General features: G+C 41.3%; 13 protein-coding genes. 8 read left to right on the top strand and 5 right to left on the bottom strand.

What is annotated here, in order from left to right:
• Nucleotides 1-176: 176 nt before the first annotated feature.
• The 3 genes from GKC25_RS04985 to GKC25_RS04995 are packed head-to-tail and all read left to right on the top strand — an operon-like array spanning nucleotide 177 to nucleotide 1,898.
• Complete coding sequence (locus GKC25_RS04985; protein ID WP_187704437.1) at nucleotides 177-599, top strand: BlaI/MecI/CopY family transcriptional regulator; 423 nt, start codon at nucleotides 177-179, stop codon at nucleotides 597-599.
• Nucleotides 592-1,431, top strand: a complete 840-nt coding sequence (locus GKC25_RS04990; protein ID WP_034663481.1) for a M56 family metallopeptidase — start codon at nucleotides 592-594, stop codon at nucleotides 1,429-1,431. Before GKC25_RS04985 ends, GKC25_RS04990 begins: the two co-directional genes overlap by 8 nt.
• Nucleotides 1,432-1,487: 56 nt before the next feature.
• Nucleotides 1,488-1,898 (top strand): DoxX family protein, encoded by a 411-nt coding sequence (locus GKC25_RS04995; RefSeq protein WP_034663477.1) that lies wholly within the window; start codon nucleotides 1,488-1,490, stop codon nucleotides 1,896-1,898.
• Between the two features lie 196 nt (nucleotides 1,899-2,094).
• Here the strand turns inward: GKC25_RS04995 and GKC25_RS05000 are convergent, their stop codons facing one another.
• The gene (locus tag GKC25_RS05000; RefSeq protein ID WP_034663474.1) at nucleotides 2,095-2,541 is read right to left on the bottom strand and encodes a ferritin-like domain-containing protein; all 447 of its coding nucleotides are present in this window, start codon (nucleotides 2,539-2,541) and stop codon (nucleotides 2,095-2,097) included.
• A 167-nt stretch (nucleotides 2,542-2,708) separates the two neighbouring features.
• On the opposite strand from GKC25_RS05000, the gene addB reads away from it, so the two are divergent.
• Genes addB through GKC25_RS05025 form a run of 5 tightly spaced genes read left to right on the top strand, consistent with a single transcriptional unit; the run spans nucleotide 2,709 to nucleotide 14,813 of the window.
• Nucleotides 2,709-6,218 carry a helicase-exonuclease AddAB subunit AddB gene (gene addB / locus GKC25_RS05005; protein WP_034663471.1) on the top strand — a complete coding sequence of 1,170 codons (3,510 nt, stop codon included), beginning with the start codon at nucleotides 2,709-2,711 and terminating at the stop codon, nucleotides 6,216-6,218.
• Complete coding sequence (gene addA, locus GKC25_RS05010) at nucleotides 6,196-9,900, top strand: helicase-exonuclease AddAB subunit AddA (protein ID WP_187704438.1); 3,705 nt, start codon at nucleotides 6,196-6,198, stop codon at nucleotides 9,898-9,900. Before addB ends, addA begins: the two co-directional genes overlap by 23 nt.
• 26 nt (nucleotides 9,901-9,926) lie before the next feature.
• Entirely contained in the window at nucleotides 9,927-11,102 is a 1,176-nt protein-coding gene (sbcD, locus tag GKC25_RS05015) for an exonuclease subunit SbcD (protein ID WP_034663467.1), read from the top strand.
• Nucleotides 11,099-14,494, top strand: coding sequence for an AAA family ATPase (locus GKC25_RS05020; protein ID WP_034663465.1), 3,396 nt, complete (start codon nucleotides 11,099-11,101; stop codon nucleotides 14,492-14,494). Before sbcD ends, GKC25_RS05020 begins: the two co-directional genes overlap by 4 nt.
• Before the next feature lie 19 nt (nucleotides 14,495-14,513).
• Nucleotides 14,514-14,813, top strand: a complete 300-nt coding sequence (locus GKC25_RS05025; RefSeq protein ID WP_034663464.1) for a hypothetical protein — start codon at nucleotides 14,514-14,516, stop codon at nucleotides 14,811-14,813.
• Between the two features lie 46 nt (nucleotides 14,814-14,859).
• Here GKC25_RS05025 and GKC25_RS05030 read toward each other — a convergent pair whose 3' ends face one another.
• Genes GKC25_RS05030 through GKC25_RS05045 form a run of 4 tightly spaced genes read right to left on the bottom strand, consistent with a single transcriptional unit; the run spans nucleotide 14,860 to nucleotide 16,319 of the window.
• Nucleotides 14,860-15,078: a spore germination protein gene (locus GKC25_RS05030; RefSeq protein WP_003211468.1), complete on the bottom strand. Its 219-nt coding sequence runs from the start codon at nucleotides 15,076-15,078 to the stop codon at nucleotides 14,860-14,862.
• A gap of 22 nt (nucleotides 15,079-15,100) precedes the next feature.
• Complete coding sequence (locus GKC25_RS05035; protein ID WP_342689924.1) at nucleotides 15,101-15,532, bottom strand: spore germination protein GerPE; 432 nt, start codon at nucleotides 15,530-15,532, stop codon at nucleotides 15,101-15,103.
• Nucleotides 15,532-15,708, bottom strand: coding sequence for a hypothetical protein (locus GKC25_RS05040; RefSeq protein WP_060595956.1), 177 nt, complete (start codon nucleotides 15,706-15,708; stop codon nucleotides 15,532-15,534). Before GKC25_RS05040 ends, GKC25_RS05035 begins: the two co-directional genes overlap by 1 nt.
• Nucleotides 15,705-16,319 (bottom strand): spore germination protein GerPC, encoded by a 615-nt coding sequence (locus GKC25_RS05045; RefSeq protein WP_066031066.1) that lies wholly within the window; start codon nucleotides 16,317-16,319, stop codon nucleotides 15,705-15,707. Before GKC25_RS05045 ends, GKC25_RS05040 begins: the two co-directional genes overlap by 4 nt.
• Between the last annotated feature and the right edge of the window lie 14 nt (nucleotides 16,320-16,333).

Raw genomic sequence — 16,333 nt, forward strand, 5'->3', positions numbered from 1 at the left:
ATTTTTTTTACCATTTTCATAAGATTATCTTATCAATAAATGGTTAGCAAATTCTTATAAAGAAAGAAATAATTTATACCAAAAGCAAAGTCAATATACAACGATTTTCCCCTATTTATCTTATCAGTTGACTATCATTTTCAATTACACTACAATGCTTAGTGTGGGGTGATAACATGAAAATTCCTTCTTTTAAATATAATGAAAAGGGATTGAATCGTTTTTTTGGTCCTTTAGAGGGAAGAATTATGGAGATCCTTTATCAAGGTGAGGATATGCCGATTAAAGAGGTGCAGCACAAGCTGTCAGATGAAAAGCCGATTAATTTCAACACGGTGATGACTGTGCTGAACCGCTTAACCGAAAAAGGAATTGTGGAGAAGAAAACAAAAGGGCGCTCATCTATTTATAATCCCATTTTAACAAAAGAAGAATTTCTAAATGAGCAAACAAAATGGATTACGCAAGGATTGATGGACGATTTTGGTCCATTGGCAGTGAATCATATGGTGGATGCGATTGAAAGTGCTGATCCTGAATTACTCAAAGTTCTAGAAGCAAGGCTAGCATCTAAAAAAGAGGAGCAGCAAAATGAATAAAATGAAGTCGAGTCTGCTGTTTTTAGGCGGTATATTGATTGGTTTAGCCATTTTTTATCAGATGGGGTATTACGTGCTTTCAAGCTTTTTTGGCTGGAACCAAGCATATAACCTGATCCATGTATGCCAGTCCGTGCTCGAATTCTATGGATTCACTCCTTTAAAATACTTTCTGGATGCCTTAGTCCTCTACACATTGGGATTTGCAATTTTCTATATGGCAAAGCAAATTAGAAAGTACATTCAATTCAAACGACATATGATGTTGGCAGTCGAACAACAGTCAACCGAATCTCTGTCAGAGAAATATCAAAACGATATCATTGTGTTTCGCTGTCAAGAACCGCTTGCCTTTGCAATGGGGATGCTTCACCCAAAGGTTTATTTATCAACAGCTCTCATGGACATGCTGGATAAAGAGGAGATTGACGCTGTTGTTCATCATGAATTGCATCACAAATACAGCTATGATCCCTTAAAAGCTTTCATGTTCTCAATGCTCACAAAAGTCATTTGGTACATTCCAGTGTTAAAGCATATGAGACAAAGCTACTCTGTTTTTCGCGAAGTGATTGCAGATGACTATGCCATTCAGCAGACAGGTACAGAGCTTGGAGTAGGGCAGGCCCTTTTGAAACTGATTAAAAAGAAAACCCAGTTTCAAAAACAAACAAAGTTTGCGGTGTCCTTTGGAGATCGGGCATTGAATTTAAGAATACAAAAAATCTTAAATCCAACTTACAATATTCCTTTTAATGTACCAATTATTCCAATTGTCACATCAGCCATTCTGATGGTGGTCTTAATGATTATGCTCAACTTAAATTACTAATTTTTTTACTTATTAACATTACATTATGTAGTGTAAAAACAGGAGGAATTCACTATATGAAAACGAATCAAGAAATAGGAACACTTTTTGTACGCGTTATTTTAGGTATTATTTTCTTTTTACATGGACTTCAGGCATATCAAGGAGGACTGGGAGGAACAGCAGCATTCTTTGGGCAAATCGGTTTACCCGAATTTATGGCCTATATTGTCAAGACAATTGAGCTAGTCGGGGGTATCGCTTTGATTTTAGGTCTAGGAACACGTATTTTCGCAGCATTATTTGTACCAATTATGGCTGTAGCGATTATTACTGTTGGTTTTTCTAAAGGATTTGTTGGCGGTTATGAATTTGAACTTTCGCTGCTCGTCATGGCGCTTTATTTAACACTTAGCGGCAGTAAGCTGCTGTCAATTGATGGGGTTCTCAAGCATCAGCAGCAAAGCAATGAAGCAAAATTTCATTAAAAGATCATGAAAAAACTCCTTCTGCATTTGTGGCAGAGGAGTTTTTTTAATGGTCAAATTCTCATTTTCTCGTTTGAAAATGAGGAAGGGATGTGAGATTTTGCTACATTTAGCGCTAACTTTGACATATTGAAGGAACGAAAAATCGATTTCATTTTTTGACGGAACATACGATCTCCTATTAAAATAGGACTATCTAAGACACATGGTGCGTTAAAAGGTATAAAAACCATACAGCATGCTGCTGTTCATCTTGAGCGATACGTTTCATTAGCTCTTTTGTTCCTTGGTCACGGACATAGTCTGATACGCTTAAGTAAAAATCGACCGTTTTTTGTTCATCTTTAAAGGCAAACATAAGTCCTTCTCTGAATTGTTCTGGACAAGGTTCTGTTACGCTTGGTTTGTGGTTTCTACCTGTTAAAGAATAATATAGCTTTGAAAATAGTTGATAGTGTCTGACTTCATCCTGACGTATTTCTTGAATGACCTTTTTCGCCTCAGGGTTTTTTGCTTTTTGGGCAAGTTTTTCGTAGCATTGGATCGCAGAATATTCACCATTGATCGCCTTCTCAAGGTCTGAAATGATCCTTGTGTTTTGGCGCATGTCATATGGCGAGTAGTCATAGTAATCGTAATACATGATATTGCCAGCCTCCTTTTTGTTCATGATGGTTTATGATATGAAAAGAGTGAGGAAAGGTGCCTATGTTATTTCAATCAGATAGGAGAACGGGAACGTGATAGGAAAATAGCTATTTCCCTTTATTTTCGCTAGAATATGAGTACATAAGAAAGGTGTTGTGGAACGTGGAGATTCAGTTTTTAGCAGGCAGATCGGGGAGTGGAAAAACGACTGCAATCTTAGAGGAAATCAAAGAACAGCTTCGGCTTGATCCGTTGGGTCCGCCAATCATTTTTTTAGTCCCGGATCAAATGACATTTTTAATGGAATATGAGCTTGCAAAAACGTCTGAAGCTGGCGGAATGATCAGGGCCAAAGTATTTAGTTTCACACGTCTTGCTTGGTCTATTTTACAGCAGACTGGCGGAGCGAACCGGCAATTTGTGACAAGCACAGGAATTCAAATGCTTTTAAGAAAAGTGATTGAAGAGCAGAAAGAAAAGTTTAAAGTATTCAAAAAAGCGAGTGATAAGCCGGGATTTGTGGAGCAAATTGAAAAGACGATGGCTGAATTCAAAAGGTATTGTATGTTGCCGGAGGATATTGAAAAAATTTCAATGTCGAGCATGTATTCAGAGTATACAGAAGAAAGACGGGCAGCCGAAAAATTGCATGATCTGCATGTTCTTTATCAGCAGATGGAGCAGTATTTACAAGATGAATATGTGCACTCAGAAGACTATTTGACACTTCTTACGCAGCAAATTCCTTCATCTGAAGAAATAAAAGGAGCACACATTTATATAGATGGTTTTTATCAATTTACACCGCAGCAGCTTCTTGTCATTGAACAGCTCCTGCTGCATGCAGCAAAAATAACTGCTGCTTTCACAGTGGATCGCTCCTATCATGATAAGCAGCCAAATGAACTTGATTTATTTCGTATGACAGGTAAAACGTATTTCCAGCTCTATCAGCTTGCTAGAGAGTGCGGAGCTGACATTTCTGAAAACGTTTTGGAAAGAAATAAACGGCACATTTATACACCAGATCTTGCTTATTTAGAACACCAATATGAGCAGAGACCAGTGCAGCCATATCAGGAAAACACCCCTCATCTCACAGTGTCTAAAAGTGCAAATAAACGAGCTGAAATTGAGGGAGTAGCCAGAGATATACTTGATTTAGTGAGAGAAAAAGGACTTAGATTGAGAGATATCTCGATTGTTGCACGACATGTAGACGACTATAAAGATACATTAAAAGAGGTTTTTCGAGATTACGATATTCCTTTTTTTATTGATGGAAATGAATCGATGCAGTATCATCCGCTCATTGAATTGATTCGTTCGAGCTTGGATGTCATAAAGGGAAACTGGCGGTATGAAGCGGTATTTCGCTGCGTGAAAACAGAGTTCTTATTTCCGCTTGAACTCGCTAAGAACAAAGCGAGAGAGCAGGCAGATCAGCTCGAAAACTATTGTATTGCTTATGGTGTAAAAGGAGAACGCTGGACAAACGGTTCCCGGTTTCATTACAGGCGCTTCCAATCATTAGATGAGGATTTTGGACAAACAGATCAAGAAATTGAAATGGAACAAATGCTAAATGACGTCAAAGAATGGATCGTGCCCCCGCTTTACCAGTTGCAGATTAGGCTCAAAAAAGCGCAAAAGGTAAGAGACATGGTAGAGGCTGTCTATGTCTTTTTAGAAGAGATACAAGTACCAGATAAGCTTGAAAAAGCGAGGCTTGAGGCTGAAGAAGCAGGTAGATTAGCTGAAGCAATGCAGCACGGACAAGTATGGGATGCGGTTATTCAATTAATGGATGAATTTGTTGAAATGCTAGGTGAAGAAGAGCTCTCATTTCCTTTATTCCAACAAATGATGGATACAGGATTAGCTTCTCTAAAATTCGCTTTGATTCCGCCTTCACTCGACCAAGTATTTATTGGAAGTATGGATTTATCGAGAATGTATCAAGTGAAATGTACGTTTATCGTTGGTGTAAATGATGGCGTTATTCCCGCACGCCCCTCTGATGAGAGTGTATTGTCTGAGGATGACCGTGAATGGTTAAAACGAGCAGGAGCAGAGCTGGCAGAGACAGGAAAGGAACGGCTGCTAGATGAGCAATTTTTAATTTACCAAGCGTTATCGAGTCCATCACGTCATTTGTATCTATCCTATTCGGCTGCTGATGCAGAAGGACGTTCTCTTTTGCCTTCGACACTCATCAAGTATTGTCAAGAGCTTATGCCAAATCATCAGCAGGCTCTTTATGTGTTAGATCCAGAACAACTGGATGACGAGGAGCAATTAAAATTTGTAGCGAATGAGCATGTTTCGTTATCGTATACCGTCTCACAGCTGCAGCAATGGCTCAATCAATATCCCATTAGTGGTGTATGGTGGAGTGTCTATAACTACTTAATGACATCTCCTAATCGGGATGTATCAAAAAACATCATGTCAAGTTTGTTTTTTACAAATCGAGCGAAGCCATTAAAGCCTAATGTCACAAAAGAGCTTTATGGTGATCATATTCAGGGCAGTGTTTCAAGAATGGAGAAATTCAATGCGTGTGCATTTTCTCACTTTGCTTCCCATGGGTTAAAACTAAAGGATCGACAATTTTACAAATTGGAAGCACCTGATATCGGCCAGTTGTTTCACTCGGCTTTAAAACATATTTCAGATACGCTTGTTGAACAAAAAAAGGATTGGAAAAACCTAACGAAGGAAGATTGTGTCACTTATTCAAAACATGCGATTGAACAGCTTGCTCCGCGTCTTCAAAAGGAAATTCTATTAAGCTCTAATCGGCATGCTTATATTAAAGAAAAGCTCCAGAAAATCTTGATTCGAGTCTCTTCTATATTAAGTGAACATGCCAAAGTGAGTGGATTTTCTCCAGTAGGGCTAGAGTTAGGTTTTGGGGGGCAAGGGCCATTGCCGCCGTTTACTTTTCAATTAAAGAATGGCTGCACGATGGAGCTTGTCGGAAGAATTGACCGGGTAGATAAAGCAGAAGGTTCAAAAGGGCTGCTCTTGAGAATAGTCGACTACAAATCCAGTGAGAAAGGTCTTGACTTAGCAGAAGTATACTATGGGCTGGCCTTGCAAATGCTCACTTACTTAGACCTGACCATTACGTATTCGAAAGAGTGGCTCGGGGTTGAAGCGACGCCTGCTGGCATTTTATATTTCCATATCCATGATCCGCTCATTCAAGCACCTATTCCGCTTGCAGAGGATGACATTGAGCAGGAAATATTCAAGAAATTTAAAATGAAGGGTTTATTGCTTGAAGATATAGAAGCAGTAAAGCTCATGGATCAAACGCTTGATTCAGGTAGATCACAAGTCATTCAAGCCGGCTTGAAAAAGGATGGGTCTTTCCGTTCTGACTCTGCAGTTTTAAGTGAAGATCATTTCCATATACTCACACAACACGTTCGGCGCACATTTGAAGAAGCAGGCGAAAGAATTACAAATGGAGAGGTCGCAATTAATCCATATAAATTGAAGGATCAAACACCTTGCCGCTTTTGTTCATTCAAGTCTATTTGCCAATTCGATGAATCAATAGAGGATAATGATTTTAGGGTGCTCACCTCTGAGAAAGATGATGTTGTGATAGACCGGATCAAAAAAGAAGGGGATCAGTATGCAAATACCAAAACCGAATAACAGTACGTGGACGGATGACCAATGGGAAGCCATCGTTTCAGAAGGACAAGATATCTTGGTTGCGGCGGCGGCAGGGTCAGGAAAAACAGCTGTTTTGGTTGAACGGCTGATTCGAAAAATGACCCGGCCTGAACATCCAGTTGATGTGGACCGTCTGCTCGTTGTGACTTTCACAAATGCATCTGCGGCAGAGATGAAGCATCGGATTACAGAAGCACTTGAAAAAGAATTAGCCAAAAACCCTGGGTCCCTTCATATGAGAAGGCAGCTGTCCCTCATGAATCGTGCTAATATTTCTACCTTGCACTCCTTTTGCTTGCAGGTTTTGCGCACCTTTTACTATGAAATTGATCTTGACCCAGGCTTTCGTTTGGCAGATCAAACAGAAGGAGAATTATTAGGAGATGAAGTGTTAGATGAACTGTTCGAGGATGAATATAAGGCTGGAAAGCCATCATTCTTTGAACTGGTTGATCGTTACACTTCTGACCGCCATGACTTAGATTTGCAATGGCTTGTGAAGAGAATTTATGAGTTTTCTAGGTCTCATCCTTTACCTGAGCAATGGATGAGGGCATTCCTTTCACTTTATGATGTAGATGCACAAACAAAAGTAGAAGAATTACCGTTTTATCCATATATCAAAGAAGATCTTTCTCTCGTTCTCCGGAGCTGCCAGGAGCTGCTTGAACGAGCTCTTTCGCTATCAAAAGAGCCGGGCGGCCCAGCACCGAGAGCAGAGAATTTTATAGATGATTTAGAGCAAGTCAATGAATTAATCCATCATCAAGATGATTTTGAGGAGCTTTACGAACTTTTGCCGAACGTCAATTTTAAAAGGCTCAAAACGTGCAAAGGGGATGAATATGACCCTGTTTTGTTAGAAAAGGCCACAGATGCACGTAATCAAGCAAAAAAACAACTAGAAAAGCTAAAAGATGAATACTTTATGCGCAGTCCTTCCCAGCATTTAAAAAGCTTAGCTGAAATGAAGCCAGTTGTGGAGACGCTTGTAGAGCTTGTGATCAAATTTGGTGAGCGTTTCGAAAGAGCGAAGCAGGAAAAGTCAATCGTCGACTTTTCGGATTTAGAGCACTATTGCTTACGCATTTTAGCGGAGCAGGATGCAGAAGGACATTTGATCGAAACAGAAGCTGCTAAGTACTATCAACAGCAGTTTGAAGAAGTGCTTGTTGATGAATACCAGGATACAAACCTCGTACAAGAAACGATTTTAAAGCTTGTGTCTAAAGGGGAACATTCTGCAGAGGGCAATCTGTTTATGGTTGGTGATGTAAAGCAGTCCATTTATCGTTTTAGACTGGCTGAGCCCATGCTCTTTTTAAACAAATATAAACACTTTCAACCAGACGGCAAAGAAACAGGGAAGAGAATTGATTTAAATAAAAACTTCCGAAGCCGTTCAGATGTTTTAGATAGTACGAACTTTTTGTTCAAGCAGCTGATGGGGGAAACAGTTGGAGAAATTGAATATGATGAACAAGCTGAATTAAAGCTTGGAGCGAGTTATCCAGAAAGCAAAGATACAACGACAGAAATGCTCCTTGTCCACTTAGATCAGCAGGAAGCGGAAAGCGACGAAGAGCGAGAAGAACTTGAGACCGTCCAATTTGAAGCGAGAATCATTGCTAAAAAAATAAGAGAATTGGTGGAGCAGCCATTTCAAGTGTACGATGCAAAACAGCAAATGACCCGTAACTTGCAGTATCGTGACATTGTCATTTTGCTTCGGTCTATGCCGTGGGCTCCGCAAATGATGGAAGAATTAAAGAAGCAGGGAATCCCTGTATATGCGAATCTTTCCTCTGGTTATTTTGAAGCAACAGAGGTGTCTGTCATTCTTTCTTTGTTAAAAGTCATCGATAATCCGTATCAGGATATTCCGCTTGCAGCTGTTTTAAGATCACCTATTGTTCATTTAGATGAAAATGAAATGGCACTTATTCGAACGAGTGATAAAAAAGGCACTTATTATGATGCTGTAAAGGCATTCATGAGTGTGACGCATTCAGATCACCCTACATGCAAAAAATTAGAGCGATTTTTCCAATTGCTGCATAAGTGGCGTGATTTCTCCATCAATCATTCGGTGGCAGAATTAATTTGGGAAGTCTACCGAGATACGCAGTATCTTGATTATGTTGGCGGGATGCCTGGAGGTAAGCAGCGGCAGGCGAATCTTCGTGCCCTTTATGATCGAGCCAAGCAATATGAAAAAGCTGCCTTTAGAGGGCTATTTCGATTCCTTCGTTTTATTGAAAGAATGCAGGAGCGTGGAGATGATCTTGGTGCGGCAAAAACGTTCAGTGAAACAGAGGACGTTGTGCGCATGATGACGATCCACAGCAGTAAAGGATTAGAATTTCCAGTCGTCTTTACTGCAGGACTCGGCAGGAACTTTAATATGATGGACTTAAACCAGTCCTACTTACTTGATAAAGAGCTAGGCTTTGGAAGCAAGTATATCCATCCTGAGCTGAGAATTAGTTATGCGACATTACCGCTTGTGGCGATGAAAAAAAAGATGAGAAAAGAGTTATTATCTGAAGAGCTGAGGGTCCTATATGTGGCGCTCACAAGGGCTAAGGAAAAATTATTTCTGGTCGGCTCTGTCAAAAATCAGGTGAAAGCATTAAGCAAATGGCAAAATGCCGCGACTGGAGAAGAGTGGCTGCTCCCTGATTTTGAACGTTATCAATCGAAAACATACTTAGATTTTATTGGTCCTGCTCTCATCCGTCATCAAGCGATGTCATCTATTTTAGAAGAAACAGGCGATGTCGTTCTTTCGCATCCGTCCACATTCACCATCTCATTTACTCAAGCTTCTGATCTTCTAAAGGAAGATATGTCACTTGAAAAGAAGCAGCAAGACGAGGTAGTACAAGCATTGATGGATGGTCTGCCTGTTGAAGGATATGGTGATGCTGATGAGAAGGTGGCAGAGAGACTTTCATGGAAATATCCATATCTAGCGGCCTCGCAAGTCGGCACAAAGCAGTCTGTTTCCGAGATAAAAAGGATGAAAGAAATACAGGATGAGTACAGTGTTCCTTCTTCTATTCGAAAAGCTCGTGCAACATTGTATGACCGGCCGGCTTTCATGAAGAAAAAAACACTCACTGCCGCAGAACAAGGCACCGCAATGCATACAGTCATGCAGCATATCACGCTTCCTTCTGAGGAGCCCTATGATGAATCACGTATAAGGCACCTGCTCGAATCCTTACAGCAGCGAGACTTGCTAACAGATGAGCAAGTCCGGTCAATTGATCAAGAAGGAATTGCTGCTTTCTTCTCTACTTCAATTGGTCAAAAACTGCTGAAAGCGGACTGGGTAAAACGAGAAGTATCATTTAGTATGGTGTTACCTGTTAAAGAGGTATACAGTCATATTGATACTGAGGGAGAGCCTGTTCTGATTCAAGGAATGATTGACTGTTTATTTGAAACAGATGGAAAGCTATATTTACTAGATTATAAGACGGATAGAGTGCAAGGCAGATATACAGGTGGACTTGACGCTGCTGAATCTATCTTGAAAAAGCGCTATGAAACCCAAATAGCGTTATATGCAAAAGCAGTAGAGCGTTTGACAAACAGAACATTAGAGGAGAAAATTCTCTATTTCTTCGATGGGAATTTAGAAATCTCTTTATAAATGTATCGGAATGAGAGGTGAAACACATGAGGATTCTGCATACAGCGGATTGGCATTTAGGGAAAACCCTTGAAGGTCGAAGCCGGCTTGATGAGCAAGCACAGTTTTTAGATGAACTGTATCAAATCGTGAAAGACGAACACATTGATGTCATTGTGATGGCCGGTGATGCCTTTGATACAGTGAATCCGCCTGCTAGAGCAGAGCAGCTTTTTTATGAAAGTCTATCTGCCTTATCTGATAAAGGAAAACGGCAGGTAGTGGTCATCTCAGGCAATCACGATAATCCGGATCGCTTATCAGCCGCATCTCCTTTAACAAATGATCAGGGTATTCATTTAATTGGATATCCGACAAATGACATCATCCGTGTCGATGTTCCTTCTTCGAGTGAACGTTTATCCATTGCAGCACTCGCTTATCCGTCTGAGGCGAGACTAAATGAGGTGCTGGCTGAAACATTTGAAGAGAAAGTGCTTCGTGATCATTACAATTTAAAAATTCAACAAGCGTTTCAACATTTAAGTACTCAATTCCAGCTGGATACAGTTAATATTGCAACAAGCCACATTTATGTGGCAGGAGGAAGTCAAACAGATTCAGAAAGACCGATTGAAGTAGGCGGCGCATATACCGTTGCGGCTGAAAGCCTGCCAGAAGCAGCTTGCTATGTTGCACTTGGTCATTTGCACCGCCCGCAAACGATCAAACGTGCCAAAACGATTGCCCGGTATTCTGGATCACCTCTTGCTTATAGCTTTTCTGAATCAGGCTATGCCAAATCAGTCACAATTGTAGAGGCAAAACCTAATGAAAAGGCAAGCTGGAAAGAAGTGTTTTTATCAAGCGGAAAACCACTTGTGAAATGGAAGGCGACTGAGGGACTGAGTCAAGTGCACGAGTGGCTGGATGAAAAACGTGATCTTCAGGCGTGGATTGATTTAGAGGTTCATTTAACAGACCAGCTCTCTATTGAAGAGATTCATCAGCTCCGTAAGCAGCATAGTGGGTTTGTTCACATTCGACCAAAGTTCAAAGAACTACAGCAAATAGAAGAGCAAAAGCAAGTGGAAAAGCTCTCGATCGAAGAGCGGTTCGTGAAATTTTATGAGCGCCAGACAGGTGGCGGTTTACCCGATGAAAAAACAGTCAAACTGTTTTTAGAGCTAGCCAATGAAATGCAAGAGGAGGAAGCGACTTGAAGCCGATTACGCTGACCATTAAAGGACTTCATAGCTTCAGAGAAGAACAAACAATTGACTTTAGCTCATTATGTGATGCAGGTGTGTTTGGCATATTTGGACCGACAGGAAGTGGAAAGTCGTCCATATTAGACGCCATGACCCTGGCACTCTATGGCAAAGTGGAACGTGCGTTAAATAATACACATGGTATTTTGAACCAAGCGGAAGAAAAGCTGTCGGTTTCCTTTACATTTGCTTTGCAAAAGGAACATCATATTTCTTATAAAGTTGAACGTGCTTTCAAACGAGCGGATGAAATGAAAGTCAGAACGACATTATGCCGCCTGATTGAAATCGGTGATACGCAGACCGTTCTCGCAGATAAAGCGAGTGAGGTCAATCGTAAAGTAGAAGAATTACTCGGATTAACCATTGATGATTTTACACGAGCGGTTGTCTTACCTCAAGGGAAATTTGCAGAATTTCTCTCCCTAAAAGGGGCAGACAGACGTCAAATGCTTCAGCGGTTGTTTAACTTGGAAAAGTATGGGGACCAGCTCGTCAAGCGTTTGCGTGCAAAAGCTCAGAATCAATATGGGCAAAAAAATGAACTGCTGGCTGAACTGAATGGTTTAGGGGAAGCTGGCCCAGAGGCGCTGGCAAAAGCAAAGGAAGCAGCAGAGCAGGCAAAAGCCATTTTTCATGAGAAAAAACAAGCGCGGGACGAAGCGTTCACTGCTTTTACAAAGGCGCAAGCGATCTGGCAGTATCAAAAGGAACAAGAAGCTTATGAGACTGAACAAAACAAACTGAATCTACTGGCACCATCAATGGAAGAGAAAAAGGCCAAGCTCAATATCGCAGAGCAGGCAGAGGCGCTAAAGCCCTATGCGGATGCATTAACAAAGGCTGAAAAACAGCTTTCTCAAGCATCAAAGGAGAAGCAGGAAGCAGAAAAGCAGCTGCTGCATCAACGAACGATCTATGATCAAATGACGCAGGAGTATGAGCAAGCCCGGCAAAAGAAAATAGAGACTGAGCCAGAACTTCTCCAAAAGAAAGAGCAGCTGATTCATCTAAAGGAAATTGAACGAAAAAAAGAGACAGCTCTTCAGGAAAAGACAGGAATAGAACAGCAAAAAAATGAAAAAACGCAGCAATTCATACAAAAGAAAAAAGAAGCGGACAATCTTCAATCTCTATTAGAGCGTGCACTGACGAAACAAACACAGCTGAAGCATGAGCTGGAGCAGTTACAAGTCTCAGTAAAAGAACGGAAAAGTGTACAGGATGCTTTACGTTTAAGTGAAAATGTTGAAAGAATAAACCGCAGCATTCAAAAAGAAAAGCAAAAGATGGAGGAGGTCAAAAAGCGAGCCACACAGACTTCAGAAGCATATGAAAAGCTTCAAAAACAGCAAAACGACCATCATGAAAAAATAGACCAATCGTTTCAAGCAATTGAACACCTCTATTTTTATGTATGTGAATTCGAACGAGCTCTAACAGAATGGAGTAAAAAAGAACAACATCAGAAGCTCGAAAAATTAAAACAGCGTGATGTTGTAAGGGCGGCTGAATTAAGAAAAGAATTAGCGGCAGAGCTAGTAGATGGTGAACCATGTCCGGTTTGTGGATCAATTCATCATGATCCAAAGGCTTTGGAATACAATGACCATGAAGAAACCGTGGCACAAGTCGATGAAGTCATTCAACGGATGGACAAAGAGCTCAAGCAGGCAGAGGAGTATGCGAGAGACATGTATGCCGCAAAGCAGCTCCTCGAAACGAATGCCAATCAATTAGTGAAACAATTTGCTTTCTTATCTCAGAAAGCCCCGGGAGCGGAAGTAGCTGCAGCAGTAGAAACCGTACAAAATCCGCAGTCTTTGCAGGATCTGATGCAAGAATGGAAAGGCATAAAGCAGGATATTCAAGAAGTTGAACGTAAACGAGCTCGTTTAATGGATGAAACGCATAATCAAGCAGCAGAGATGAGCAAGATGAAAGAGCAAATGACTTTTGAACAGCAACGCATCGAAGAATTAGAGGTGCTGATCAAAGAGCTTCAATCTGAGCTTTCAGTGCAAACGACTCAATTTGAACAGGCCTTCCCTCATTTTACATTGAATCAAGTACAAGAGCTGCAAAAGCAAATCGATGAAAAGGACCAACAAGCGGAAGGCTATAAAGAACGTATTGAGAAAAGCATTTCGTTTTTGGAAGAAAAACAGCTAGCAAAAGAGCAGCTGCAGACAGCGATATACAATGTCGAGAAAGAACTTGATAAACTAGCGCATCAGCTAGAAAGTCAGCATCAGCTTATCCATCAATATGAAACAGATTTAGGCCGATATCCATTAAAAGCTGCCTCTATTTCTGATGAACTTATTGAGGTTGAACATTCTCTTGCTCTTCTTAATGAAAAAGAACAGCAATCGTACAAGCAATTGCAGCACGCGCAGCAGTTGTTTAGTGAGGCGCAAAGCCATTTTTCAAGCAGTGAGCGTCAGCTTCAAGAGGCGAACCGGCGAAAACAAGAAGCAGAAGCAGCATGGGAAAAAGAAACAGAATTCTCTCCTTTTCATATGCCGCAGGAAATTGAGTCTGCTTCAATGGAACAGGCAGTACGTCAATCGGTCAAACAGGAAATTGAGGAATTTGAGGATAAAAGAAAGGAATGTGCCGCAAACTTAAAGCGAATTTCTGAATTACTGAAAGAAGAGTCACTGGATGAAAAGCAGTGGACTGACATTCAGCACAGAAAAGATGCAGCTGAAAAAGCATTGGAAGAAGCGACAGCAATGAGTGGGTCCGCACATGAACACCTGCGTGTGGTTGAAGAAAATCATCAGCGCTTTGCAAGTATTCACGAACGCTTGGAAGCACTGCAGCAAGAAATTGATCGCCTCGATAAACTGCAAACCGTTTTTAAAGGGAATACGTTTGTTGAATTTTTAGCAGAAGAACAGCTGGAAAGTGTCAGTCGTGATGCATCCGCCCGCTTGGGTATGTTGACGAGACAAAGATATGCGATTGAGGTCGACTCAGAAGGCGGCTTTGTTATGCGTGATGATGCAAATGGTGGTGTCAGGCGTCCTGTGTCCAGCTTGTCCGGCGGGGAAACCTTCCTGACATCGCTGGCGCTTGCCCTTGCTCTTTCTGCACAAATTCAGCTGAGAGGTGAATTCCCGCTGCAATTCTTTTTCCTTGATGAAGGATTCGGTACGCTCGATCAAGACTTGCTTGATACGGTCATTACCGCATTAGAGAAACTGCAGTCTCACAATTTAGCAGTTGGTGTGATTAGCCACGTGGAAGAATTGAAAATGAGACTGCCGAAAAAACTGATTGTCCATCCAGCAGATCCAAGCGGGAAAGGGACAACGGTCTCAATGGAATTAATGTAAATGTTGAGGTGATGACAGGGTGGCAAAGCAAACCATTGGATTATGTGAGCTGTGCGGAAGACAAAATGTCCTGCTCACAGAACACCACTTAACACCAAGAGAAGAAGGTGGGGCTTTTTTACCGACTGCCTTCCTGTGTATCCCCTGCCATAAACAAGTGCATGCACTCTTTACAAACCAGGAGCTTGCCGCACGCTTGAACACACTTGATGCACTAAGGCAGGATGAAAAGCTTGCTTCGTACATCAAATGGATTCGAAAACAGCCGGCAAGCAAGCTGGTTAAAACAAAAAAATCGAGACAACGCAGAAAAAAATAAGCATAAAAAGCGCTCCTCTAAATGAAATGACTGTAGAGGAGCTGCTTTATGCATTGCCTACCATATTCTGATCATTTAAGTCAGGATCCACATAGTTGGTGGCGCTAATGCCATTATTTAATATCAAGAAATCTCCGGTATTTCCCGCTCCAGAGCCTAAAGCAGATTTTGACGAACTTTTAGGCGACAGGTAGAATGAGTCACCGACGTTTACGACGCCTCCAGAAATAGAGTTAATGTAAATGGGTCCGACAATTGCTGGCATAATCGACATCCTTTATTCGAAGTCATATCACCATCATATGCGCAGGTAGGTCCATTTGTGAGTTTGGCGGACTTTCGTCGTTGCTAAATAACTCTCGAATATGCTTCACTCTTGCAACGCCATTCACTCCACACGTAGAGCCAATTTGAAACACAGAGGAGGAAGACACCCCTTCTACATGTATTGAAGACACTTTAATCACAGGCTTTTCATGGTAAAATGCTGTTCTGACGGATCGTTCCGGCAGCATCAATGGAATAGGCTCATAATACACTTCAAATTCTTTAGCATTTAAGTTTTCTGCTTCATTGCCATAAAACAAACTAATGGTTCGTTGAACAGCTAACACCTTAACCTTCGGGCATAGCTCCTGAGTATCACCGATTTGAACAACACTTGAAATCCCCACAGAATTCACCTTCGTGAAACTCACTTGAGATGTGCGCTTTATCATTATCGAGGTGCCAGAGGAACAAACGGGCCAATGATAAGAGATTCTGGCGGTGTATCAAAAATGGAGGATAATTGTACATGATCTGTGTCCCCGATGATAAATAGGGAAGAGGACGAAACCCCAACTACTTTAATGCATCCGGTCTCGATGTTGCGGTTGACGACTGTGAAATTCATCCGTTTTCCTCTCCTTTCGTTTCATTTGGAATATGGGCTAAGAAATGCTCAATCGCTCGTTTGACATCATGCTTCACATATTCAGCAATTTGCTCTGAACGCTGCAGCGGGGTCATATCTTCCCGGTGCGGGAGCTGTCCTGCATAGTATTTGATTCTGCTGTCAATTTGCTTGCGAATGTCCTCAATGATGTGGTGTTTGTTGCTCTCATCAAGAGACCCTTCATATCGCTGCTCTAGCTCTTCAAGAAGTTCTGGCGCTTCTTCATTTAAGAATGCGTCGACAAGCTGGCGTGTTTGATTGAAAAATTGATCAGCCATTTCTTGCTGCATCATTCCAATACCCGGGGTTGTTGTTTGGCCCACTTCAAAGTTTTGAACACTGTTTGGATCAGATGGATTGAGGCCGATGTTCAGTGTGCCTTCAAGCCGCTCGATTTTCAGTTGATCAAATTGATAATCAATCCGTTCAATCGTCGTTGTCGGTTTATCTTTGATCATTTGCATTTCCTGCTGAAGTTCGTTAAGCCTTTTTTCAAGCATCATAATTTGTTGTGTTTGCTTTTGAATGATGCCATGCACCTGTGAAGCGTTGCTTTGATAATCATACATTGACATACACCTCC

Origin of the sequence: Bacillus pumilus (assembly GCF_038738535.1) — a bacterium.
Taxonomy (GTDB): domain Bacteria; phylum Bacillota; class Bacilli; order Bacillales; family Bacillaceae; genus Bacillus.

Bases quoted from the DNA above. Each gene is read 5' to 3' on its own strand.
- GKC25_RS04985 (WP_187704437.1), top strand. From the start codon at position 177: ATGAAAATTCCTTCTTTTAAATATAATGAAAAGGGATTGAATCGTTTT.
- GKC25_RS04990 (WP_034663481.1), top strand. From the start codon at position 592: ATGAATAAAATGAAGTCGAGTCTGCTGTTTTTAGGCGGTATATTGATT.
- GKC25_RS05045 (WP_066031066.1), bottom strand. From the start codon at position 16,319: ATGTATGATTATCAAAGCAACGCTTCACAGGTGCATGGCATCATTCAA.
- addA (WP_187704438.1), top strand. From the start codon at position 6,196: ATGCAAATACCAAAACCGAATAACAGTACGTGGACGGATGACCAATGG.
- GKC25_RS05000 (WP_034663474.1), bottom strand. From the start codon at position 2,541: ATGTATTACGATTACTATGACTACTCGCCATATGACATGCGCCAAAAC.
- sbcD (WP_034663467.1), top strand. From the start codon at position 9,927: ATGAGGATTCTGCATACAGCGGATTGGCATTTAGGGAAAACCCTTGAA.
- GKC25_RS05040 (WP_060595956.1), bottom strand. From the start codon at position 15,708: ATGAATTTCACAGTCGTCAACCGCAACATCGAGACCGGATGCATTAAA.
- GKC25_RS04995 (WP_034663477.1), top strand. From the start codon at position 1,488: ATGAAAACGAATCAAGAAATAGGAACACTTTTTGTACGCGTTATTTTA.
- GKC25_RS05030 (WP_003211468.1), bottom strand. From the start codon at position 15,078: ATGCCAGCAATTGTCGGACCCATTTACATTAACTCTATTTCTGGAGGC.
- GKC25_RS05035 (WP_342689924.1), bottom strand. From the start codon at position 15,532: ATGATAAAGCGCACATCTCAAGTGAGTTTCACGAAGGTGAATTCTGTG.